This is a genomic window from Streptomyces sp. Mut1, assembly GCF_030719295.1.
Lineage (GTDB): Bacteria > Actinomycetota > Actinomycetes > Streptomycetales > Streptomycetaceae > Streptomyces > Streptomyces castrisilvae.
Genome location: NZ_CP120997.1, coordinates 7,008,467 through 7,030,152 on the forward strand (window position 1 = coordinate 7,008,467; position 21,686 = coordinate 7,030,152).

Below are 21,686 nucleotides of genomic sequence, written 5' to 3' on the forward strand. Positions count from 1 at the left end.
ACCCCCGCCCGGGGCGGTACGGCACTTCGCGCGCTCACCGCGCGGTGAACGCCGCCCGCAGCTCCTCCTTCAGGGAGCGCTGGAAGGCGGTGACCAACGCCTGGAGCACCATCGGCTGCATGTGCGCGGACAGCGACTTCATCGCCTTGACGTGCTCGGGGTCCGACTCCCGTTCCCGGTACGGGTTCCACACCTCGTCCCGGAACAGCCGGGTCAGCTCCTGCGCGGCCGAGCGGGTGTGCTCCATCAGGACCGTACGGGCGGCGAGGATCGTCTCGTGCGCGATCGGCACGTCGAGCAGCTCGACGCCCAGCCGCAGCAGCCCCGGGTCCAGCCGGTAGACGCCGTCCTCCGGCGCGGACCGCTCCAGCACCCCCATCGCGGCCAGCCGGTCGAGGTCCTGGTCGCCGAGCGGCCGCCCGGCCCGGCGCTCCAGCTCCGCCCGCGACGCGTCCTCGGCCGAGTCCGGCGCCCAGGACGCCACCAGGGCCCGGTGGATGGCCAGGTCGTGGGCGCTCAGGTCGGGCGGCAGCTGCTCCAGATAGCGTTCGATCGCGGCGAGCGTCATGCCCTGGTGCTGAAGCTCCTCGATGAGCGCCAGCCGCGAGAGGTGGTCGTGCCCGTAGTGCCCGACCCGGCGGGGCCCGATCTCCGGGGGCGGCAGCAGCCCCCGGGTGCTGTAGAACCGCACCGTACGCACGGTCACCCCGGCGCGAGCCGCCAGCTCGTCGACGGTGAGCTTCGGCTCCTCGGCCTCGGTCGCCATGTCCGCTCCTCGTGTCCGGCCTCGTGAGCGGGTGGCCAGGCGCGGGCCCCACTCGGTGCAACAGTATTGCTGTCTCACCATCGATGTGAAAGTGGTGCCGCGTCCCCGCCTCGCATGACGCGCGACAGTCCGAGGGCGGCCGTGCGCACCGCGGGCGCCAGCTGCGCGGGGTGGAAGCGGGCGAGCGGGACGGCCACCGACAGGGCCGCCACCGCCGTGGCGCCGTCGAAGACGGGGGAGGCGATGCAGCTCACCCCCATGGCCGATTCCTGTTCCTCGTAGGCGAGCCCGGACACCTGGATCTGTTCGATGGCGGTGCGCAGCCGCGCCGGGTCGGTGATCGAGTGGGGGCTCAGCCGGGGCAGCGGCCGCGACAGCACCTCCTCCGTGAGCGCGCTGTCGGAGAACGCCAGCAGGGCCTTGCCGACACCGGTACAGGTCAGCGGCAGCCGGCCTCCGATGCGCGACGGCAGGGCCAGCGCCTGATGGCCGTGGATGCGCTCCAGGTAGACCACGTCGAAGCCGTCGCGCACGCCGAGGTGCACGGTCTCGTGCGTCGCCTCGAAGAGATCCTGGAGGAAGGGGAGCGCCGCCTCCCGCAGATCGTGCCGGCGCGGCACCAGCGAGCCCAGTTCGAACAGCTTGCCGCCGAGCAGATAGGTGTCGCCCTCGCGGTCGAGCAGGCCCAGCCGCACCAGGTCGCCGCAGAGACGGAACGCGGTGGTCTTGGTCAGCCCCGTACGCGCGGCGATTTCTGTCAGACGGAACGCGCCACCGTCCGGGCGGTAGCAGTCCAGGATGGATGCCGCCTTGTCGAGCATGTTCCCCAGCGCACTGTTCCGTGTCATGGAACATATTTTGCCGCACCCCGGACCGTCCGCCTATACCTGACATGGGCCGACGGCCGCGCGACAGCGCCCGGCCTCCCCGCCCCGACCCGCCGTGCTGCCGGAGGTAACCCGCATGTTCGTCCCACACCGTAGTACCGCGTCCGACGGGAGCCGGCCGTGAGTGCCCCCAAGCCCGCCGACGCCGTGAACGAGGCGGCGGCCGCCCTGCGCGAGGCCGCCCGGACCGGCGTGCCGTGCCCCCCTGTGCGCACCCTGCTGCCCGAGGGGGACGTCGAGGCCGCCTACGCCGTACAGAGTCTGCACGTCGAGCGCTCGCTCGCGGACGGACGGCGGCTGGTGGGCCGCAAGATCGGCCTGACCTCGCCCGCCGTGCAGCGCCAGCTCGGAGTCGGCCGGCCCGACTTCGGCGCCCTGTTCGCCGACATGGCCGTGCCCGAGGGGCAGCCGATCGCCCCCGGCCGGCTGCTCCAGCCCAAGGTGGAGGCGGAGGTCGCCCTCGTCCTGGGCACCGACCTGCCGCACCACGACCCGACCGTCGCCGACCTGCTGCGCGCCACGGCCTTCGCCCTGCCCGCACTCGAAATCGTCGACAGCCGCATCGCCGACTGGGACATCGGCATCGTCGACACCGTCGCGGACAACGCCTCCTGCGGGCTGTACGTGCTCGGCGGCACCCCTGTGCCGCTGGACCGGGTCGACCTGCGCGGCGTGCGGATGACCCTCACGAAGAACGGCGGGACCGTCTCGCGGGGCACCGGCGCCGACTGCCTGGGCAGCCCGCTCACCGCCGCCCTCTGGCTCGCCTCCACCCTCGCCGGACTGGGCGATCCGCTGAAGGCCGGGGACCTCGTCCTGACGGGCGCGCTCGGACCCATGGCGGTGGCGGCCGAGGGTGACGAGTTCACCGCACACATCGAAGGACTGGGCACGGTCTCGACCGCGTTCGCGTCCGCCACCACGCAAGGAGCGCGAGCATGACCACGAAGGTCGCCGTCATCGGGTCGGGCAATATCGGCACCGACCTGATGATCAAGGTGCTGCGGCTGTCCGGAACACTGGAGATCGCCGCCATGGCGGGCATCGACCCCGCGTCCGACGGCCTGGCCCGCGCCCGCCGGCTCAAGGTGGCCACCACCCACGAAGGCGTGGACGGCCTGGTGGGGCTGGACGAGTTCGCGGACGTGTCGATCGTCTTCGACGCCACGTCGGCGGGCGCGCACCGCCGGCACGACGAGGTGCTGCGCGCGCTGGGACGTACGGTCGTCGACCTCACCCCGGCCGCCGTCGGCCCGTACGTCGTACCGCCGGTCAACGGCGACGCGCACCTGGACGCCGGCAACGTCAACATGGTGACCTGCGGCGGCCAGGCCACGATTCCGGTCGTCGCGGCGGTGGCCTCCGTCACCCCGGTGCACTACGGAGAGATCGTGGCCTCGATCTCCTCGCGCTCCGCCGGCCCCGGAACGCGCGCCAACATCGACGAGTTCACCGAGACCACCTCGTCGGCCATCGAGCGGGTGGGCGGTGCCACGCGCGGCAAGGCGATCATCGTCCTGAACCCGGCCGAACCCCCGCTGATCATGCGGGACACGGTGCACTGCCTGGTCGGCGACTGCGACGACGCCGCGGTGACCGCCTCGGTGGAGGAGATGGTGGCCCGCGTCCAGGCCTATGTGCCGGGCTACCGCCTCAAGCAGAAGGTGCAGTTCGACCGGGTCGCGGGCGACGACCCCCTGCGCTCGCTCCTCCCGCCCGGCTCCCGGCAGGGCAGCGCCGCGAAGGTGTCGGTGTTCCTCGAAGTCGAGGGCGCCGCGCACTACCTGCCCGCCTACGCCGGAAACCTCGACATCATGACGTCGGCCGCACTGCGCACCGCCGAACGCATGGCCGCACACCGTGCCGCGGAGGTGGCATCGCGATGACTTCTCTCTACGTACAGGACGTGACCCTGCGCGACGGCATGCACGCCGTCCGCCACCGGTACACGGTCGACCAGGCCCGCACCATCGCCACCGCTCTCGACGCCGCCGGGGTCGCCGCGATCGAGATAGCGCACGGCGACGGCCTGTCCGGCTCCAGCATCACCTACGGCGTGGGAGCCCATACCGACTGGGAGTGGATCGAGGCGGTCTGCGACAGCGTCGGGCACGCCGTCCCCACCACCCTGCTGCTGCCCGGAATCGGCACCCTGCACGACCTGAGGCAGGCCCACGCGCTCGGTATCCGCTCCGTCCGGGTCGCCACCCACTGCACCGAGGCCGACATCTCCGCCCAGCACATCGCGGCCGCCCGCGAACTGGGCATGGACGTGGCCGGGTTCCTGATGATGTCCCACATGGCCGAACCGGCGGAGCTGGCCCGCCAGGCCAAGCTGATGGAGTCCTACGGAGCCCAGTGCGTCTATGTGACGGACTCGGGCGGGCGGCTCACCATGGACGGCGTACGCGACCGCGTCCGCGCCTACCGGGACGTCCTCGACCCGGGCACCGGTCTCGGCATCCACGCCCACCACAACCTCGGGCTGGGCGTCGCCAACTCCGTCGTGGCCGTCGAGAACGGGGTCACCCGTGTCGACGCCTCCCTCGCGGGCCAGGGCGCGGGCGCGGGGAACTGCCCGCTGGAAGCGTTCGTCGCGGTCGCCGATCTCATGGACTGGGACCACGGCTGCGAACTGTTCCCCCTGATGGACGCCGCGGACGACGTGGTCCGCCCCCTCCAGGACCGTGAGGTCCGCGTCGACCGCGAGACCCTGACACTCGGCTACGCGGGCGTCTACTCCAGCTTCCTGCGCCACGCCGAGGCCGCCGCCCGGCGGTACGGGCTCGACACCCGCGAGATCCTCGTGGAGGTGGGCCGGCGCAAGATGGTCGGCGGCCAGGAGGACATGATCACCGACATCGCGTTGGACCTGACGGCCGACGCCTCCGCGTGAGGCGCGGGGCGGGCCCGGTCGTCCCGGACAAGGACGACCGGGCCCGCCCCCGCTTCGAAGAAGGAGCCGGGGACGGCTCCGTTAGGGTCGTGCCGTGGACATTCCCCGCCTGCTCGACGGCCGGCTCAAGATGCGGCACCTGCTGCTGGTGGACGCGCTCTCCCGGCAGGGATCGGTCGTGGCGGCGGCGGCCGAGCTGCACACCACCCAGCCGGCGGCCACCCGCAGCCTGCACGAGGTGGAGGACATCCTCGGGGTCGCGCTCTTCGAGCGCGGCCCCCGCGGCGTCACCGCGACCGTTTTCGGCGAGGCGTTCACCCAGCACGCGCGCGCCGTCCTCGCCCAGCTCGCCCAGGCCGGCCGGCACGTCGTGGAGCTGGCCGAGGCCGACCGGGGGACCGTCGTCGTCGGCACCCATCTGGCCGGTTCCAACATCCTGCTGCCGAGAGCCGTGGCCGCGCTGAAGCGGGACCACCCCTTCCTCACGGTGGTGGTGCGCGAGGCATCCCCCGAGGACCTGCTCCTGGACCTCGAAGCCGGGCGGGTCGACCTCATCGTGGGCCGGCTGACCGCGTCCTCCGGGGAGGGACTGGTCCGGCGCCCGCTCTACGACGAGTCCGTCGGCCTCGTCGTCCGCGCCGGCCACGCGCTGACCGCGTCACCCGGTGTCGAACTGGCGGACACCCTCGGCTTCCCGTGGATCCTGCCCGGCCGGCAGACCGTGCTCCGCCGCGAGGTGGAGGAACTCTTCGCACTCCACGGCCTCGGCCTGCCACGGAACCGGGTGGAGGCCACGTCCTTCCTGACCGTGCGCCAACTGCTGCTGGAGACGGACGTGGTGGCCGTACTGCCCAGCTCCCTGATCCGGGACGACGGCAGACTGGCCGAGATCCCGGTGCCGATGGACCGGATCGGGCACCGGGTGGGACTGACCCTGTCGGCGGACCGCACCCTCAGCCCCTCGGCGCAAGCACTGTCGCGGAGCCTGGAGGAGGCCGCCACGGGGCTGACGGCAAGGCCCCCGGACCCGCGCGAAGCGGACCGGGGGCCGGACGGGCAGCGGGGTCAGAGCCCCAGGTAGCGTTCCGCGTTCCCACGGGTGATCTTGTGCCGGGCCGCCTCGGTGAGCGAACGGCTCTCGCGTACCACCGCGCCCGCCGGACGCTCGCCCAGCGGATACGGGTAGTCGCTGCCGACCATGACCCGGTCCTCGCCGACGGTGTCCACCAGCAGCCGCAGCGCACGGTCGTCGAAGACGACCGAGTCCACGTAGAACCGGCCCAGGTAGTGCGAGGGCGGGTACTGCGAGGTGCCGATGATGTCGTTGCGCCCGTGCCAGGCGTTCTCCATCCGGCCCAGCCAGAAGGCGAACGAACCGCCGCCGTGGGCGAAGCAGATCTTCAGCCGCTCGTCGATCCGGTCGAACGCGCCGCCCAGGATCAGCGCGAGGATCGACAGATGGGTCTCCGCCGGCATCGCCGTCAGCCACCGCGCCATCCACCGGTCGAGCCGGGGCGAGGAATCCATGTCCCAGGGGTGCACGAACACCGGCACATCGAGCGACGCGCAGTGCTGGAGGAAGGTGACGACCCCCTCGCTGTCCAGATCCCGGTCCCCGACGTGGTTGCCGATCTCCACGCCCCGGTGTCCGGCGGCGACGGCCCGCTCCACCTCCCGGCACGCGGCGTCCGGGTCCTGGAGGGGGACCTGGCAGAACGGGATCAGCCGGTCCGGGGCCGGGGCGGTGATCTCCAGGGCCAGGTCGTTGAAGATCCGGGCGATCTTCTCGGCCTCGGCTCCGCTGCGCCCGTAGGAGAAGAAGGCCGGGGTGGGGGAGACCACCTGGGCGCGTACGCCGTCCGCGTCCATGTCCCGCAGCCGGGTTCCGGCGTCCCAGCAGTCCGCCTGGATGCGGCGGAACTCCGAGGAGCCGGTCATGATCATGGCTTCGGACTCGGACTCGATCCGCAGCCAGGGCGCGTCCGGCCCGCCCAGGGCCGACAGGTCGGGCCAGCCCCGGGGCACGTAGTGGGTGTGGACGTCGATCAGGTCTGCCACGGGTCAGCCCTTCCCGGGGTGCGGCGTCCCGCACGCGGAGCAGACCCGGGCCCGCTCGTCGCCGTAGAACTCCTCGAAGACCGGCGGCAGATCGGCGACGATGTCGCGGACCTGGAGTTCCACCTCGTGCACGGTCGCGGAACACGAGGGGCAGAACCACAGGAACTTCTCCAGGGTGCCTTCCTCACGGACCCGCTCGATCACCAGACCGATGGAGTCGGGGTCGGGGCGCTGCGGGGAGTGCGGGACGTTGCCCGGCAGCAGCCACGCCTGCCCTTCCCTGATGTGCACGGTCCGCGGGCCGTCGTCGGTCATGAGGTTGACGTGCATGTCCCCCTTGACCTGGTAGAACCACTCCTCGTACGGGTCCAGGTGGAAGTCGGTGCGCTGATTGGGGCCGCCGACGATCTGCACGATGAAGTCGTTGCCGAGCGACATGGTGCGGTTGTTCACCGGGGGCTTCAGCAGATGCGCGTGGGCGTCGATCCAGCCCTGGAAGTCGATGACCTCGGGGATGTCCGTCACGATGTCTCCTTCGCGTTGGCGGCCGGCAGATGCGCCACGGCCTGGATCTCGATGAGCAGGTGGGGATGGGGGAGCTGGTGCACGGCGACGGTGGTCCTGGCCGGGCCGTTCTCGTCGAAGTACCGGCCGTAGACCTCGTTGTAGCCGCCGAAGTCGTTCATGGAGACCAGATAGGCCGTGACCTGGACGACGTCGCTGAGCGTGCCACCCGCCTCGGCGAGGATGTCCCCGATGTTCTCGATCACGGCACGGGTCTGCGCACGGATGTCGAGGTCGGTGGTGCCCAGCTCGTCCGTGGCCACGCCGACGAAGGAGTTGTCGGGCCGGCGGGAGCTGGTGCCGGAGACGAAGACGAGGTCTCCGGCACGGCGGAAGTGCGGGAAGCGGCCACGCGGCCGCGCCTTGCCCGGGACGATTCGTGCCTGTTCCATCAGACGCCCCTCACGCCGACCCGGCCGAGGCCGTCGACTTCGCAGGTGATCACTCCGGCTTCCAGGGGCACCGCCTCGGTGGCGGCGCCCGCGAGCACGGCGTAACCGGCGCGCAGGGGGATGCGCCGCCGCCGGGCCATGTCGAGCAGGGCGTGCAGGGCGTTGACCGGAGCGCCGAGTACGGCCGCGGTCGAACCCCGCACCTCGCGGCCCTGGCCGTGCAGCCGCACGGCCAGGTCGGACACGTCCCCGACGGGGAGCCAGGGGCCGATGGCGTAGCCCGCGGCCGACGTGTTGTCCGCGACGACGTCCTCGTAGGTGAAACGGAAGTCCCGGTAGCGGGAGTCGATGATCTCCAGGGCGGGTGCGACGGCGTCCACGCAGGAGACGATGTCGGTGTCCGGATCATCCGGGTCCACGTCACGGCTCAGCCGGAAGGCGACCTCGGGTTCCACCTTCGGGTGGATGAACCGGGCCAGCTCGACCGTGCCGCCGTCCGCCACGCACATGGCGTCGGTCAGCCGGCCGACAATGATCTCCGAGACCCCCATCTGCTCCATCTTGGCCTTGCTGGTGAACCCCAGCTTGACGCCAGTCACGCGCTCGCCGCGCCCCTGACGCAGGGCGAGGAGCGCGGTCTGTACGGCGTAGGCGTCCTCGACGGTCAGGGTGTGCGTGTCGGCGAGGCTGCGGATGTCCGTGACGGTGCTCTGGGCGGCATCGAGCCGTTCAGCCAGCGTCCGGACCGTTTCCTCCAGGATCATCGGATGCCTCCTTCGGTACGGTGCGCGGCGGGCGCGCGCGTGGTCGGATGCGCGCCGGGCACGGGGGCCCGGCCGCGGTGCTGGGCGTGGTCGCCCATGGTCACGTCCTTCCGGCCGCCCGGGAGGGGGGCGGCCTGCTCGGTCACGGTCGGGGAAGCCGGGGAGCCCCTGCCGCCGGGGCTGCGGGGGGCCGTCACAGCTGCACGCACACGTTGGTCGGCTCGGTGTAGAAGTGCAGGGAGGACGCGCCTCCCTCACGGCCCAGACCGGAGAGGCCGACACCGCCGAACGGCGAGCGCAGATCGCGCAGGAACCAGGTGTTGACCCAGGACATGCCGACGTTCATGGCCTGCGCCACGCGGTGCCCGCGCCGCAGGTCACGGGTCCACACGGAGGCGGCGAGACCGTAGTCGGTGTCGTTGGCCAGGGCGACGGCCTCGTCCTCCGTGTCGAAGGGGATCAGCGCGGCGACCGGGCCGAATATCTCCTCGCGCACCGGGCGGTCGGCGTTCGTCAGGCCGGTCCACAGCGTCGGTTCGATCCATGAGCCGCCGTCCAGCTCCGTTCCGAGAGCGGGGGTGCCGCCGCCGGTGAGGACCTTCGCGCCCAGCTCACCGGCGAGGTCCAGATAGCCGCGCACCTTCTGCCGGTGGGCCTGTGAGATGAGCGGCCCCGTCGTGGTCGCCGGGTCCAGCGGACTGCCCAGGCGCAGGGAGCGGGCCCGTTCGACCAGGCCGTCGGCGACGTCGGCGAAGACCGACCGGTGGACGTAGACCCGCTCGGTGCACAGGCACACCTGTCCGGTGTTGGCGAACACCGACCGGGTCAGGCCGTCCAGGGTCTCTTCGAGGTCGGCGTCGGGGAAGACGAGTGCGGCGTTCTTGCCGCCCAGCTCGAAGGAGACCGGGCGCACGCGCGGTGCCACGGTCCTCATCACGTGGGCGCCGGTCGCCGTGGAGCCGGTGAAGGTGACGCCGTCGATGCCGGGGTGTGTGGTGACGTACTCGCCGGCGGAGCCGCCGCCGAAGCCGTGCACGACGTTGTAGGCGCCTGCCGGGAGCCCCGCTTCGGCGAGCACCTCGGCGAGCAGGGCCGCGGTACCGGGCGTCTCCTCGCTGGGCTTGACCACGACGGTGTTGCCGCAGGCCAGGGCGGGGGCCACCTTCCAGGTGAGCAGCAGGAGCGGGAGGTTCCACGGCACGATGACCGCGACCACCCCGAGGGGCTTGCGCACCGCGTAGTTGAGGGCGTGCCGGCCGCCCGGCAGGTCGGTCAGGAAGGACTCCTGGCCGGCGGCCGCGACGATGTCGGCGAACGTACGGAAGTTGGCGACGGCCCTGGCCACGTCCAGGTCGCGGGCGAGCGCCACGGGCTTGCCCGTGTCGGCCACCTCGGCGGCCACGAACTCGTCGAACCGTGCCTCGATCAGGTCGGCCGCCCGGCGCAGGACCTCGGTGCGCTCCCGCACGGCGGTCGCCGACCAGGGCCCGAGCGCCTTGCGCGCCGCTGTGACGGCCCGGTCGACCAGCGGGGCGTCGGCCTCGTGGACGCGGGCGTGGGCGAGGCCGGTGGCCGGGTCGATGGCGTCGAAACTCTTGCCGCCGTCGTCGGGGTCGATGAAGTGTCCATCGACGAAGTTGCGGATCCACCGCGGAGTCTGTGCCGTCATGGTCTACACCCTGGGATCGCGAAGCCATGACGACAAATGACGTTTCGCGCTTCAGGTATGCCGACTTCGGTATGTCACCACGATGCCCCTTCCCGCCCCACCGGTCTTTACGCAGGTCAGGGCGGCCCCGGCAGCTTCCATCCGACCGTGCCCGAGCGGCATCGCCCCGGTCCGGCGCGACGGGTTCGGTCGCCCGGTATACCCGCACCGCTATAGCTCCGGGACGAAACGGCATTTGTTCCCCCCTGCCCGGGGGCCCAGGATCCACCGAAAGCGCGGGCTTCCCCCGCTTCCCCAGCAGACGAGGTGATCCATGAGCGACGCGGACCGTCCCACGGGCGCGAGCAGAACGGCGCTTGCCACGCTTCTCGGAACCACATTGGAGTGGTACGACTTCTTTCTGTACGGCACGGCCGCCGCCCTCATCTTCGACAAGCAGTTCTTCCCCTCCCTGAGCCCCGCGGCGGGCACCCTGGCCGCCTTCTCCACCCTCGCGGTCGGCTTCGTCGCCCGGCCGCTCGGCGGGCTGGTCTTCGGGCACTTCGGTGACCGGCTGGGACGGCGCTCGACGCTGGTGGTGTCCCTGGTGATGATGGGGCTGGGCTCCACCCTCATCGGCGCGGTGCCGAGCTACGACTCCATCGGCCTGTGGGCCCCCGTCCTCCTGGTCGTCCTGCGCGTCGTCCAGGGCATCGGCCTCGGCGGCGAAGGCGCCGGCGCCACCCTGATGTCGATGGAGCACGCCCCCGAGGGGCGGCGCAACCTGTACGCGGGGTTCCCGCAGATGGGAACACCGGCCGGACTGGTCCTGGCGAACATGGTCTTCCTGGCCACCAACTCGCTGGCCGGACACGCCACGTTCACCGCCTGGGCGTGGCGCATCCCGTTCCTGCTGAGCTTCGTTCTGGTGGGCGTCGGACTCGTCGTCCGGCTGCGCGTCACGGAATCGCCGTCCTTCGACCGGGCCCGGCAGGAGGACGAGGTGGTCCGCTTCCCGCTGGCGGAGGCGCTGAAGACCGGACTGCCCCGGCTGGCCGTCACCCTGCTCGCCGTGGTGGCGAACTCGGCGGTCGCCTATGTCTTCATGGTCTTCACGCTGTCCTACGGCACCAAACACCTCGGCTTCGACCAGCAGTTCCTGGTGCTCGGGGTGAGCGCGGCCGCCGTGCTCTGGTTCGTCTCGATACCCCTGTGGACCGCGGTCGCCGACCGCAAGGGGCGCCGCACGCTCTTCATCGGGGGATCGGTCGCCATCCTGCTGTGGTGCGCGGTGTTCTTCCCCCTGCTCGACACGGGAGGCCGGCTGCCGGCCCTGCTCGCGCTCGCCGGCATGGGCCTGATCATCCCGGTGACCCACTGCGTCCAGGGCGCCATCATCGCCGACACCTTCCCCGTACGCGTGCGCTATTCCGGCACCTCCCTGGTCCTCCAGGTCGGCGCGGTGCTCGGTGGCGGTCTGGCCCCCATGATCTCCAGCGCGCTCCTGGGACCGGGCGGGTCCTCGACCGGTGTGACCTGGTATCTGGTGGGCATGTGCGCCCTCAGCCTCGTCGGAGCGGTGGCGCTGTTCCGTATGGTTCCCGAGAGCCCCGTCGGACAGGCCCGGCTCGTCCCCGAACCGGCAGGTGAAGCATGAACACTCCCCGGACGGTCCGCAGCGGCCCCATCCGGTTCGCCACGGCCGGACGATTCGCCCGGCCCCGCCCCGTGCCGGACGGCGACACCGCCCCGCCGTCCGACGGGATCTGCCCCCAGCCGGCGTCCCGCCTCGAAGCGCTGATGGGCCCGCCCCCCGGCCGGCACCCGCGGAGCGAGGACTGCCTCCACCTCACGGTCACCGCCCCCGCCGCCCCCTCGGCGGGCCGCCCGGTCCTCGTGTGGTTCCACGGCGGCGGCTTCAACAGCGGCTCGGGCATCCTCGACTGGTACGACGGCAGCGCCCTCGCCGCCGAGCAGGACGTCGTCGTGGTCGGCGCGAGCTACCGGCTCGGCGCGCTCGGCTACCTCGTCCACGACGGGGTCAGCGAAGGCAACCTCGGCCTGTACGACCAGGTGGAGGCGCTGCGCTGGGTGCGGGCACACATCGCGGACCACGGCGGCGACCCCGGCAACGTCACCGTCTTCGGCCAGTCCGCGGGGGCCCTGTCCGCGCTGCTGCTCCTGCGGACGCCCGAAGCCCGCTCCCTGTTCCGCCGGGTGATCCTCCAGAGCCCGCCGCTCTCCATCGCCACCCGCACCCCGGCCGAGGCACGCGAGACCGGAAGGATCTTCGCCGCCCACCTCGGCGGCGACCCCCGTACCGCGTCGACGGACGAACTGATCGCCGCCCAGGCGCGGACCGCGGCCGACCATCAGCGCCGGATGGGCGACTTCCTGGCCCCGCCGTTCGGCCCGGTGAGCGGCACCGCGCCCCTGCCCGCCGAAACCGGCCCGGCGCCCTTCGCCGGCCACGCCCCGGACGTGCTGTACGGATGGAACGCAGACGACATGTCCGCCTTCCCCGAGGGCCCGTCCGACAGCGGAAGCGTCGCGGAACGCACCCGCCGCGTGTACGAGGAGCCGCTGCGGGCCCTGCACGAGCGGCTGGCACACCACGGCGCCCGCGTCCACGGATACCGGCTGGACTGGCGGCCGCCCGGCTCACCCCACGGTGCCACCCACTGCGTCGAGATCCCGCTGCTCCTCGGGTCGGAGCATGCCTGGCGGCACGCGCCGATGCTGGGCACCCTCCCCTGGGCGGAGGTGGAAGCGGCCGGCCGGGGCGTACGCGCGGCCTGGGCCGCCTTCGCCCGTACCGGCGACCCGGGCCCCCTGACCGCGCCACTCGTCGCCCTCCCGCGCTGAGGGTCCCGGCCGCCCCGCGCTGAGGCGAGCGGTCGCGCCGCGCCCCCCGCGGGGCCGGGTGATCGAAAATGCGTGGCCTGTCGCAGGGGACGCCGGGATACTGCCGCGGTGACCCCGACCGAACTGCCCCAACCGCTGCCGCCTCGTGCCCCGGAGCCCGGGGACCTCGTCCTCGTCGCGGCGCTGCCCGCGGGGCCGGGAGAATGACCATGCACGACGACCAACTGGACGTGACCCCCGAGACCGTCGCGGCCCTGATCCAGGACCAGTTCCCCCGGTGGAGCGGCCTGGCCGTGCGACGTCTGCCGTCGACGGGGACGGTCAACGCCATCTTCCGCGTCGGGAACGACCTCTCCGCGCGCTTCCCGCTGCGTCCGGCCGATGCCGCCGAGGCGCTGGCGGTCCTGGAACAGGAGACCCGGGCGAGTGCGGAGCTGGCCCGGGTGTCTCCGTTCCCCGCCCCGGAACCCGTCGCCCTGGGAAGGCCCGGGGCCGGCTACCCCATGCCGTGGTCCCTCCAGACATGGCTGCCGGGAACGGTCGCCTTCGACGCCGACCCGAGTGGGTCCGACGCGTTCGCCGAGGACCTCGCTGCCTTCATCGCCGCCCTGCGCGCCGCCGGGACGCGGGGGCGGCTGTTCAGCGGCGAGGGCCGTGGCGGTGTGCTCGCCCATCACGACGCCTGGATGGCGAAGTGCTTCGAGGAGAGCGAGGGACTGCTCGACGTGGACCGGCTGCGCCGGATGTGGAGCCTCTTCCGGGAGCTGCCGCGCACGGGTGCCGACGTGATGAGCCACGGTGACCTGATCCCCGGCAACGTCCTGGTCGCGGGAGACCGGCTCGTCGGCGTACTCGACACCGGCGGCTTCGGCCCGGCCGACCCCGCGCTGGATCTGGTCGGTGCCTGGCACCTGTTGCGGTCAGGTCCCCGGGAAGTGCTCCGCACGGCGCTGGGCTGTGACGACGTGGAGTGGGAGCGCGGCAGGGCCTGGGCGTTCCAACAGGCGATGGGTCTTGTCTGGTACTACGCCGAGAGCAACCCGGCCATGAGCCGCATGGGGCGCCGGACACTCGACCGCCTCCTGGAGCCCGCGGAGTGACACGGCCCCGGTCGTGGGCGGTGACCGGGACGGCCGCCTGACGCCACGGCCGGCAACAGCCGCGTTCCGCTCGGGCAGGACCCGCGGGAGCCGGCCGGCGTACGCGCGTCAGCCGGCGTCGGCCGCGGGCCTCAGCATGACCCGGATCTCCGCCGCCACATCCCGCAGATGCTGGAGCAGGGCCTGGGTGCTGGGGCTGTGGGCGCGCTCGTGCGGCAGCGTCACACCGACGAGCCGGGAGACCGACGGCAAGGGGGTGGGCAGGACGGCGAGCCGGTCGTCACGCTGGGGAATGAGCACCGGCAGCGTGGCCACGGTGTCCGATTCCTCCAGCAGTGTGCGCAACGTCAGGATGGACGTGCACTCCACCCGGTCCTCGGGCAGCGGCAGCTCCGCCTCGAAGAAGACCCGCTCCACCTCCCGGCGCAGGGACGTGTTGGCCACCGGCAGGCTCCACGGGAAGTGCGTCAGGTCCGCCAGCCGCGGTGCGTCGAGCGCCTGCGCCGGGTGGCCGGCCCGCGTCACCAGCTTCACCGGCTCGCTGTACAGCTGGATCTGCCGGGTGCGGCCACCGTGGTCCGACGCGTTGAGCCGGCCCACGGTCAGGTCGACCTGGCCGGCCATGAGGTCGGCGAGGAGCACGTCCGGCGGGGCCTCCTTCACGACGACCGTCACCTTGGGCCGCTCCCGCTTGAGCCGGGTGATGGCCTTGGGAAGCAACAGGCCGGCCCCGGCCAGATGCGTGCCCACGGTGACCGTGCCCACCTGGCCGCTGGTCAGTTCGGCCACGTGCTGGCCCGCCTTGCGGATATGCGCCAGAACCACCTGCGCGTGCTCGATGAACGCCTCTCCGCAGACGGTGGGCGTCACCCCGCGCGGACCGCGGTCGAAGACCTCGGCGCCGAGGATCGCTTCCAGCTCCCGCAGACCACGGGTCACGACCGGCTGGGTCACCCGCAGGTGCTCGGCGGCCCGCATCACGCTGCCGTGCTCGGCGATGGTCGTGAGGAGGACCAGATGGCGCAACTTCAGGCGGCCGTCCAACAGCCTCTCGGGATCCATCGCCTCAGGGTATGCCTCGACGGCTATGGCACAAGGGGTCCAGCAGACGAAACAGGCAAGGGTGGCGGTAGGGGAAGCCCTGGAAGCCCTCCGAGCGGGGTGGCCCTCGTCATGCCCGTACGGCTATGCCGTGGGCCGTAACAAGTATTGGACACGCATGACTTCCGGCGCCGAAACTCACCAGGAACGAACGCAGCAGGAACGGCCGGGAAAGCCCGCACCACCCCGGCGGACTGGGAGAACGACGTGACGGCCCACCACATACCCGCCTCCCCGGGCCCGAGAGTCGCGGCCCGTGAGGTACTGCTCCAGGTGCGCGGTCTGCGCGCGTCCGTGTCGCTCGGCGGCGCGGAGTGCCCGGTTCTCGAAGACGTGAATTTCGACCTGCGCCGGGGCGAACGTCTCGGGGTGCAGGGCGAGGCCGAGTCGGCCCTCCCGCTGCTCGCCCGGGTCCTGACCGGCCGCCCGGCCCACGGGGACCGGGTACTCGCGGGTACGACCCGGCTCGCGAGCGGGCCCGTACGCAGCCTGACGGAGCCCGGGGAACCGGCCCGCCGGGGTGCGGGGAACATCGCCCCGCTCGGCCCGGCGGCGCCCGCCCTCCCGCACACCGGGCGTCCACCGGCCGGGCCACGGGTTCTCGTCGCCGACCTGACGGGCCTGTCCGCCGACGAGGCCGGGGCCCGCACCGGCCGGCTGCGGGCCATGGCCCCGGCTCTCGACGCGGACGGCACCGGGCTGATCGTGGTCGGCGGCCCGTTCGAGGCGGTCGCCCGGCTCTGCGACACGCTTCAGATCGTCGCGGGCGGGCGGATCGTCGAACGAGGGCCCGGCGCCGAACTCCGTGCCCACCCGCGGCACGGGCTCACCGAGACGCTGCGCACGGGAGCCGCCGCACCCCCGCGCGGTGCGGGGACGGGGCGGGGCTGCTTCTTCGAACCGCACTGCCCGCGGGGCCGCGGCCAGGAAAGCTGCCGCCGCGACGTCCCCGGCCCCACCCCTTTCGTCTCGCCCCACGGCTCGGTCACCGTGAAGTGCCACTTTCCGGCCCCGGCCGCCCCCTGTCATGAGTCACGGCTGTCATGAATCACGACCGTCATGAATCGCAACGGAACAGCGCAAGGAGAAACACGCATGAAGGTTGGAGTGGACGGCCGCAAGCTTCCCGGGGCGTCGACGCGCTCAGCGGTGGAGAACCTTGAGGCGGCGGCCGAACTCGGCATGGACGGCGTCTTCTTCAGGACCGTCCTCGACGTCACCCCGACGCTGGACCGGCACGTCCTGAAAGAACTGCGCCGGCGCGCGGACGAACTCGGCCTCTACCTGGAAATGGGCCTGGCCAAGGTCAACCCGTACGCCAACGCGGAGGCGCCCGAGGTCCGGGAACTGGGCGGCGGCGACTACACCGCCGGCATGGTCCGGATGATGCGTGCCTGTGCGGAGATCGACTGCCGTGAACTCTGGGTGGGCACCGCCAACTACAAGCCGGGGCTGCCCGGCTACCACGTGTTCGACCGGTTCCGCACCGACGCGTCCTGGAGCGATCAGCTCGCCGGCATCGAGAAGTTCCTGCGCGTCCTGCGTCCGGTGGCCCTGGACCTGGGCTGCCACCTCAACGTCGAGACCCACGAGGAGATCACCTCCTTCGAGGTGGTCCGCCTGGTGGAGGCCGTCGGCCCGGACGCCATCGGGATCACCTACGACTCCGCCAACGTCGTCGCCCGCGGCGAGGACCCCGTCGCGGCCGCCCGCCGCGTGGCCCCGTACGTACGGATGAGCCATGTCCGGGACGTCGCGCTGTTCCGTACCGACTACGGGATCGGACGCATGCTGGCACCCTGCGGTGAGGGCGTCATGGACTGGCCGGCGATCCTCGGAGCCCTGGGTGAGCACCGGCCCGGCCTCAGGCTGTCCATAGAGAACTCCCGGGACCGCACGATCATGCCGATGCACGTGTACGACCCCGCCTGGCTGGCCGCGCACCCCGACCTCACCACCACCGAGCTCGCCGAGACCTTCCGCCTCACCCATGCCTACGAGGACATGGCCGCGGCGGGGGAGAGGCCGACGTTCGACCACCTCACCGGCACCCCGTGCGACGGGCCCGAACAGCTGCGCTTCATCTCACGCACCGCCGCCCATCTGCGCGAGATCCTCGCCACCGACGGCGAACCCGACGGCGAACCCGACGGCGAACCCGGCGGCGATCCCGATGGCGAGTCCATCAGGTCGGCCCGATGAGGACCCGCATCTCGGCCCGGTTCGTCGTCGGCCACGACGGGAGCGACCACGTCGTCCACGAGAACGGCGCGGTCGTCTACGAGGACGACACGGTCATCCACGTCGGCCACGGCTTCGAAGGGCGCGTCGATGTCGAGCGCGACGAGGGGCTCGCCCTGGTCGGACCCGGCTTCGTCGACCTCAACGCCCTCGGCGACATCGACCACGCGGTCTTCGACACCTACCAGGACGACGCGCTCGCCACCGGCCAGCGGTGGTCGCAGAGCTATCTGGAGCGACGCCACGAGGTCTTCAGCCGCGAGGAGGAGGCGTTCAAACGCCGCTACGCCTTCGGGCAGCTGCTCCTGAACGGCATCACCACCGCCCTGCCCATCGCCTCGGAGATATCCAAGGAATGGGCGGAGACCTACGAGGAGATGGCCGACGCGGCCGAAGCCGCGGTGGAACTCGGGCTGCGCGTCTACCTCGGCCCGAGCTACCGCTCGGCCGTGCCCGTGGTCGACGCCCGGGGCCGCACCCTGCTGCACCACGAACCACGGCTCGGCGAAGCCGGACTGGACGGCGCCGCCCGGTTCGTGGCCGACTTCGACGGCTCCGGCCACGGCCTGGTACGCGGAATGCTCGCCCCCTCCCGGATCGAGACGGTCGACCCCGCGCTCCTGCGCCGCACCCGCGACCTCGGCGACGAGCTGCGCTGCCCGGTCAGACTGCACGCCGGACAGACCGTGTTCGAGGTCGGTCTCCTGCGCGAGGCCCACGGCCGCCGCCCCATCGAACTCCTCCACGACATCGGCTTCCTGGGGCCACGCACCCTGATCCCCCACGCCTGGGCGGTCGCGGGACACAGCGAACTCCCCGTCCCCGGCGACGACCTCGGCCTCCTGAGCGACAGCGGCACCACCGTGATCTTCTGCCCCATGGCGGTGGCACGCTACGCCGTGGTCCTGGAGTCCTTCGACCGCTACCTCGCCCATGGCATCCGCATGGCGATGGGCACCGACACCGCCCCGCCCGACATGATCCGCGCGATGGACACCGGGATGGTCCTGACCAAGGCGGTGGAACGCCGGCGCTCCGCCGGCTCCTGCCGCGACCTGTACCACGCGGCGACGGTCGGGGGCGCCGACGCGCTGGGCCGCCCCGACCTCGGGCGCCTCGCCGAGGGCACGCGGGCCGACATCACCGTGGTGGACCTGTCGGGCGCCAGGACCGGCCCCGTCGACGACCCGATCCGCACCCTCGTCCTCGCCGCCAACGGCAGGGACGTACGCACCGTCGTCGTCAACGGGCGCACCGTCGTGGACGAGGGCGCCCTCCTCGGCGCGCGCCACGACGACCGGGAACGCGCCCAGGCGTACCTCGACCGCTACCGGGCCGGCTACACCGAGCGCGACCACCTCGGCCGCACCGAGCAGGAACTCTTCCCGCCGACCTACCGCATCAGGAGGGCCGCACCATGACCACCGACGGCGACTGCGGCCGCCGCCCGGCCGATCTCCTCCTGACCGGCGGCTGTGTGATCACCATGGACCCGCGGCGGCGGGTGCTCACCGACGGCGCGGTCGCCGTCACCGAGGGCCGTGTCGCCGCCGTCGGCCCCACCCGGGAGATACGGGCCGGCTGGACGGCCCCCGAAACGATCGACTGCACGGGCCAGGTCGTCCTGCCGGGGCTCATAGACGCCCATGGCCACGGCGGGCACGCCCTGCTGAAGACGATCGGCGTCGACTCCCTGTCCTGGTGGATGCGGATCGCGACCCGCACCTACTTCGAGCACGTCACGCCCGGCTACTGGTACGCGGACGGGCGCCTCGCCGCCCTGGAGCGGCTGAAGTCCGGCGTCACCTGCGCGGTGAGCGTCCTCGGCTCCCAGCCCCGCTCCGACCAGCCGGCCTTCGGCGACGCCCACGCCCGCGCCTACGCCGAGGCGGGCACCCGCCAGGTGCTGGGCGTCGGCCCGAGCGGTCTGCCCTGGCCGCGCGAAGTGGGCCACTGGACGGGCGGAGCCACGTACCACCGCGAACGCGTGGGCCTCGACCGGATGATGGCCGGGGCGGAGGAGACCGTTGCCGCCTGGCACAACGGAGCCGACGGCCGGATACGGGTGGCCGTCACCCCGTACACCATGGTCCCCTCCCTCGACCCGAGCGGCCCGACCAGCCCCGACCGCGCCACCCGCCTGACCGCACAGGACCGGGAACAGTCCGAACGCGTACGCGACCTCGCGGCCCGCTACGGCACGCGCGTCCACACGGACGCCTTCGGCGGCATGGTCGAACTCGCCCACCGGCTCGACCCGCACGCACTGCTCGGCCCGGACGTCCACTTCCAGCACGGCTTCGGCCTCAGCGCCCGCGAAGTCGCCATCCTGGCCGAAACGGGCACGAGCGTGACGCACGGTCCCGGCGTGGTGGTCGGAGCCCTGCGCGGACGCTGCCCGGTCCCCGAACTGCTGGACGCGGGAGTCACGGTGGCCGTCACCACCGACGGCTGCGCCCCCATGTCGAGCTTCGACCTGTTCACCGCCGTACGCCAGGCCCAGACGCTCTCCCAGCTGCAACTGCGGGACACCTTCCTGCTGCCCCCGGGCAAGCTGCTGGAAATGGTCACCATCGACGCGGCACGCGCGATCGGCTGGGACGACGAGATCGGCTCACTGGAGGAGGGCAAAGCGGCCGACATCATCGTGGTCGACACCCGCCAACCGCACCTCCAGCCCCTGCACATGCCGGTGCACGCACTGGTCTACAAGGCAGGTGGCCAGGACGTCAGCCACGTCGTCGTGGCCGGCCGAGTGCTCATGCGCAACCGGCATCCCACCCGCGTAGACGAAGCCGAAGTGATCGCCGCGGCGGGCGAGGAGGCCCGGCAGGTGATCGCCCGCGGCCGGCTCGACCGTTTCATCACCGCCCCCGTCTGGGGCACTTCGCGGCAGTCCTTTCCGGACCCGGTCCCCTTCGAGGAATGAGCCGACGCACATGACGCCAGCACCCGCGCAATTCCCTTCCCGCCGACCTGACAGGGCCACGGTATGAAGAACAGGCAGAGCAGCCGACGCAGTAACCAGGACGCCGGGGCGACCCGGAGGGTCGCACTCGCGACCCTGAGCGGGACCGTACTCGAGGGATACGACTTCTTCGTCTACGGAACGACCTCCGCCCTCATCTTCAACTCGCAGTTCTTTCCCTCGCTGAGCCCCACCGCCGGCACACTCGCCGCGTTCAGCACCTTCGCCGTGGGGTTCGCCGCACGCCCCGTGGGCGGCCTGGTGTTCGGCCACTTCGGTGACCGGGTCGGCCGCAAGGCGACCCTGGTGGTCTCCCTCCTGATGATGGGGATCGCCACCACACTCATCGGACTCGTCCCCAACTTCGCGGTGATAGGGGTCTGGGCGCCCATCCTGCTGGTCCTGCTGCGCTTCGTGCAGGGCATCGCACTCGGCGGCGAGATGGCCGGGGCCACGCTGCTCTCCATGGAGCACGCCCCGGACGGCAGGAAGAACCTTTTCGCGGGATTCCCGCAGATGGGCACGCCGGCCGGCCTGGTTCTGGCGAACGTGGTCATCCTCACCACCGGCGCCGTGATGCCCGACTCGGCCTTCAACGCCTGGGGCTGGCGCATCCCGTTCCTGCTCAGCGCCGTGCTCGTCGTCGTCGGACTCTTCGTGCGCCTCCGGGTCGCCGAGTCGCCGTCCTTCGAAGCCGCCGTCTCCCGCGACCATGTGGTGGCCCGTCCCCTGGCGGAGGCCCTCAAGGTCGGCTTCCCCCGGCTCACCGTCACCCTCTTCGCCGCGGTGGCGAGCGGTGCCGTGGGGTACGTGTTCATGGTCTTCAGCCTCTCCTACGGCACCTCGACCGTGGGCTTCGACCGGCAGTTCCTCGTGCTCTGCGTCACCGCGGCGGCGGCCGTGTGGTGCTGTCTGATCCCGTTCTGGACAACCGTCGCCGACCGCTTCGGCCGGCGCCGGATGTTCCTCGCCGGTTCGGTCGCGCTCCTGGTGGCGGGCTGCGCCTTCCTCCCGCTGATGGACTCGGGCTCCCGGGCGGTCACCCTCGTGGCGTTCCTCCTGATGGGGCTCGTCATGCCGATCACGCACAGCGTGCAGGGCGCGATCATCGCCGACACCTTCCCGGTGCACGTCCGCTACTCCGGCTCCTCGATCGTCATGCAGACCGGAGCGATCATCGGAGGCGGACTGGCTCCCATGATCGCCCTCGCCCTCCAGGACGCCACCGGCTCGTCGCTCGGTGTGACGTTCTACGTCGCCCTGATCAGCCTGGTCAGTCTGGTCGCCGCGGTCTTCATGTTCCGGATGCCGCCGGTGAGCCTCGCGGAGCCGGCGCCGCTCCCCGATCGCGAGCCCGAGAACCAAGCGGTCTGAACGAGGGCCGCGAGCCGCGGCGCAGCGCGCACCTCGCACCACAGGGGGCCCCGGATCCACTC

The 21,686-nt window shown here is 72.1% G+C and carries 20 protein-coding genes; 12 read left to right on the forward strand and 8 right to left on the reverse strand.

The genetic code is table 11. The annotated features are described in order from the left end of the window. Nucleotides 1-34 precede the first annotated feature (34 nt). Together P8A18_RS30285 and P8A18_RS30290 are read right to left on the reverse strand one after the other, a co-directional pair. Nucleotides 35-766: a MerR family transcriptional regulator gene (locus P8A18_RS30285; RefSeq protein ID WP_306059704.1), complete on the reverse strand. Its 732-nt coding sequence runs from the start codon at nt 764-766 to the stop codon at nt 35-37. Between the two features lie 74 nt (nt 767-840). Next, nucleotides 841-1,587 carry an IclR family transcriptional regulator gene (locus P8A18_RS30290; RefSeq protein ID WP_306061234.1) on the reverse strand — a complete coding sequence of 249 codons (747 nt, stop codon included), beginning with the start codon at nt 1,585-1,587 and terminating at the stop codon, nt 841-843. Between the two features lie 186 nt (nt 1,588-1,773). Between P8A18_RS30290 and mhpD the strand changes: the two genes are divergently transcribed. The 4 genes from mhpD to P8A18_RS30310 all read left to right on the forward strand — a co-directional run bounded on the left by mhpD (nt 1,774) and on the right by P8A18_RS30310 (nt 5,630). Beyond that, nucleotides 1,774-2,595 (forward strand): 2-keto-4-pentenoate hydratase, encoded by an 822-nt coding sequence (gene mhpD / locus P8A18_RS30295; protein ID WP_306059706.1) that lies wholly within the window; start codon nt 1,774-1,776, stop codon nt 2,593-2,595. Beyond that, nucleotides 2,592-3,539 carry an acetaldehyde dehydrogenase (acetylating) gene (locus tag P8A18_RS30300; protein ID WP_306059707.1) on the forward strand — a complete coding sequence of 316 codons (948 nt, stop codon included), beginning with the start codon at nt 2,592-2,594 and terminating at the stop codon, nt 3,537-3,539. Before mhpD ends, P8A18_RS30300 begins: the two co-directional genes overlap by 4 nt. Continuing rightward, entirely contained in the window at nt 3,536-4,549 is a 1,014-nt protein-coding gene (dmpG, locus tag P8A18_RS30305; RefSeq protein ID WP_306059709.1) for a 4-hydroxy-2-oxovalerate aldolase, read from the forward strand. The genes P8A18_RS30300 and dmpG overlap by 4 nt, the downstream gene beginning before the upstream one ends. Nucleotides 4,550-4,643: 94 nt before the next feature. Then, the gene (locus P8A18_RS30310) at nt 4,644-5,630 is read left to right on the forward strand and encodes a LysR substrate-binding domain-containing protein (RefSeq protein ID WP_306059711.1); all 987 of its coding nucleotides are present in this window, start codon (nt 4,644-4,646) and stop codon (nt 5,628-5,630) included. Here the strand turns inward: P8A18_RS30310 and P8A18_RS30315 are convergent. From P8A18_RS30315 to P8A18_RS30335, 5 genes are all read right to left on the reverse strand, one after another. Further along, the gene (locus tag P8A18_RS30315; protein WP_306059712.1) at nt 5,615-6,607 is read right to left on the reverse strand and encodes an amidohydrolase family protein; all 993 of its coding nucleotides are present in this window, start codon (nt 6,605-6,607) and stop codon (nt 5,615-5,617) included. The genes P8A18_RS30310 and P8A18_RS30315 overlap by 16 nt on opposite strands. A gap of 3 nt (nt 6,608-6,610) precedes the next feature. Beyond that, nucleotides 6,611-7,132: a 3-hydroxyanthranilate 3,4-dioxygenase gene (locus P8A18_RS30320; RefSeq protein ID WP_306059714.1), complete on the reverse strand. Its 522-nt coding sequence runs from the start codon at nt 7,130-7,132 to the stop codon at nt 6,611-6,613. Continuing rightward, entirely contained in the window at nt 7,129-7,563 is a 435-nt protein-coding gene (locus P8A18_RS30325) for a RidA family protein (RefSeq protein ID WP_306059717.1), read from the reverse strand. The genes P8A18_RS30320 and P8A18_RS30325 overlap by 4 nt, the downstream gene beginning before the upstream one ends. Beyond that, on the reverse strand, nt 7,563-8,327 hold the full coding sequence (locus P8A18_RS30330; RefSeq protein ID WP_306059718.1) for a 2-keto-4-pentenoate hydratase: 765 nt from the start codon (nt 8,325-8,327) through the stop codon (nt 7,563-7,565). Before P8A18_RS30330 ends, P8A18_RS30325 begins: the two co-directional genes overlap by 1 nt. Before the next feature lie 193 nt (nt 8,328-8,520). Continuing rightward, nucleotides 8,521-9,996, reverse strand: a complete 1,476-nt coding sequence (locus tag P8A18_RS30335; RefSeq protein ID WP_306059720.1) for a 2-hydroxymuconic semialdehyde dehydrogenase — start codon at nt 9,994-9,996, stop codon at nt 8,521-8,523. A 313-nt stretch (nt 9,997-10,309) separates the two neighbouring features. Between P8A18_RS30335 and P8A18_RS30340 the strand changes: the two genes are divergently transcribed. From P8A18_RS30340 to P8A18_RS30350, 3 genes are all read left to right on the forward strand, one after another. After that, complete coding sequence (locus P8A18_RS30340; protein ID WP_306059721.1) at nt 10,310-11,632, forward strand: MFS transporter; 1,323 nt, start codon at nt 10,310-10,312, stop codon at nt 11,630-11,632. Then, complete coding sequence (locus P8A18_RS30345; protein WP_306059723.1) at nt 11,629-12,840, forward strand: carboxylesterase family protein; 1,212 nt, start codon at nt 11,629-11,631, stop codon at nt 12,838-12,840. Before P8A18_RS30340 ends, P8A18_RS30345 begins: the two co-directional genes overlap by 4 nt. Nucleotides 12,841-13,043: 203 nt before the next feature. Beyond that, nucleotides 13,044-13,940, forward strand: a complete 897-nt coding sequence (locus P8A18_RS30350; RefSeq protein WP_306059725.1) for an aminoglycoside phosphotransferase family protein — start codon at nt 13,044-13,046, stop codon at nt 13,938-13,940. Between the two features lie 108 nt (nt 13,941-14,048). Here the strand turns inward: P8A18_RS30350 and P8A18_RS30355 are convergent, their stop codons facing one another. Beyond that, nucleotides 14,049-15,002, reverse strand: coding sequence for a LysR substrate-binding domain-containing protein (locus P8A18_RS30355; protein ID WP_306059727.1), 954 nt, complete (start codon nt 15,000-15,002; stop codon nt 14,049-14,051). Nucleotides 15,003-15,248: 246 nt separating this feature from the next. Here P8A18_RS30355 and P8A18_RS30360 point away from each other — a divergent pair, with 246 nt between their 5' ends. From P8A18_RS30360 to P8A18_RS30380, 5 genes are all read left to right on the forward strand, one after another. Beyond that, the gene (locus tag P8A18_RS30360) at nt 15,249-16,088 is read left to right on the forward strand and encodes an ABC transporter ATP-binding protein (RefSeq protein ID WP_306059729.1); all 840 of its coding nucleotides are present in this window, start codon (nt 15,249-15,251) and stop codon (nt 16,086-16,088) included. A gap of 48 nt (nt 16,089-16,136) precedes the next feature. Then, nucleotides 16,137-17,243, forward strand: a complete 1,107-nt coding sequence (locus P8A18_RS30365; protein ID WP_306059731.1) for a sugar phosphate isomerase/epimerase family protein — start codon at nt 16,137-16,139, stop codon at nt 17,241-17,243. Next, nucleotides 17,240-18,703, forward strand: a complete 1,464-nt coding sequence (locus tag P8A18_RS30370; protein ID WP_306059733.1) for a chlorohydrolase family protein — start codon at nt 17,240-17,242, stop codon at nt 18,701-18,703. Before P8A18_RS30365 ends, P8A18_RS30370 begins: the two co-directional genes overlap by 4 nt. Beyond that, complete coding sequence (locus P8A18_RS30375; RefSeq protein WP_306059734.1) at nt 18,700-20,211, forward strand: amidohydrolase family protein; 1,512 nt, start codon at nt 18,700-18,702, stop codon at nt 20,209-20,211. The genes P8A18_RS30370 and P8A18_RS30375 overlap by 4 nt, the downstream gene beginning before the upstream one ends. A 63-nt stretch (nt 20,212-20,274) precedes the next feature. Then, nucleotides 20,275-21,624, forward strand: a complete 1,350-nt coding sequence (locus P8A18_RS30380; protein ID WP_306059736.1) for an MFS transporter — start codon at nt 20,275-20,277, stop codon at nt 21,622-21,624. The last annotated feature ends 62 nt before the right edge of the window (nt 21,625-21,686 follow it).

Excerpts from the sequence above, each read along its gene's own strand:
- P8A18_RS30285 (WP_306059704.1), bottom strand. The coding sequence starts at position 766 with ATGGCGACCGAGGCCGAGGAGCCGAAGCTCACCGTCGACGAGCTGGCG.
- P8A18_RS30330 (WP_306059718.1), bottom strand. The coding sequence starts at position 8,327 with ATGATCCTGGAGGAAACGGTCCGGACGCTGGCTGAACGGCTCGATGCC.
- P8A18_RS30345 (WP_306059723.1), top strand. The coding sequence starts at position 11,629 with ATGAACACTCCCCGGACGGTCCGCAGCGGCCCCATCCGGTTCGCCACG.
- P8A18_RS30290 (WP_306061234.1), bottom strand. The coding sequence starts at position 1,587 with ATGCTCGACAAGGCGGCATCCATCCTGGACTGCTACCGCCCGGACGGT.
- P8A18_RS30365 (WP_306059731.1), top strand. The coding sequence starts at position 16,137 with ATGAAGGTTGGAGTGGACGGCCGCAAGCTTCCCGGGGCGTCGACGCGC.
- P8A18_RS30335 (WP_306059720.1), bottom strand. The coding sequence starts at position 9,996 with ATGACGGCACAGACTCCGCGGTGGATCCGCAACTTCGTCGATGGACAC.
- P8A18_RS30370 (WP_306059733.1), top strand. The coding sequence starts at position 17,240 with ATGAGGACCCGCATCTCGGCCCGGTTCGTCGTCGGCCACGACGGGAGC.
- dmpG (WP_306059709.1), top strand. The coding sequence starts at position 3,536 with ATGACTTCTCTCTACGTACAGGACGTGACCCTGCGCGACGGCATGCAC.
- P8A18_RS30355 (WP_306059727.1), bottom strand. The coding sequence starts at position 15,002 with ATGGATCCCGAGAGGCTGTTGGACGGCCGCCTGAAGTTGCGCCATCTG.
- P8A18_RS30375 (WP_306059734.1), top strand. The coding sequence starts at position 18,700 with ATGACCACCGACGGCGACTGCGGCCGCCGCCCGGCCGATCTCCTCCTG.
- P8A18_RS30325 (WP_306059717.1), bottom strand. The coding sequence starts at position 7,563 with ATGGAACAGGCACGAATCGTCCCGGGCAAGGCGCGGCCGCGTGGCCGC.
- P8A18_RS30350 (WP_306059725.1), top strand. The coding sequence starts at position 13,044 with ATGACCATGCACGACGACCAACTGGACGTGACCCCCGAGACCGTCGCG.
- P8A18_RS30380 (WP_306059736.1), top strand. The coding sequence starts at position 20,275 with ATGAAGAACAGGCAGAGCAGCCGACGCAGTAACCAGGACGCCGGGGCG.
- P8A18_RS30340 (WP_306059721.1), top strand. The coding sequence starts at position 10,310 with ATGAGCGACGCGGACCGTCCCACGGGCGCGAGCAGAACGGCGCTTGCC.
- P8A18_RS30300 (WP_306059707.1), top strand. The coding sequence starts at position 2,592 with ATGACCACGAAGGTCGCCGTCATCGGGTCGGGCAATATCGGCACCGAC.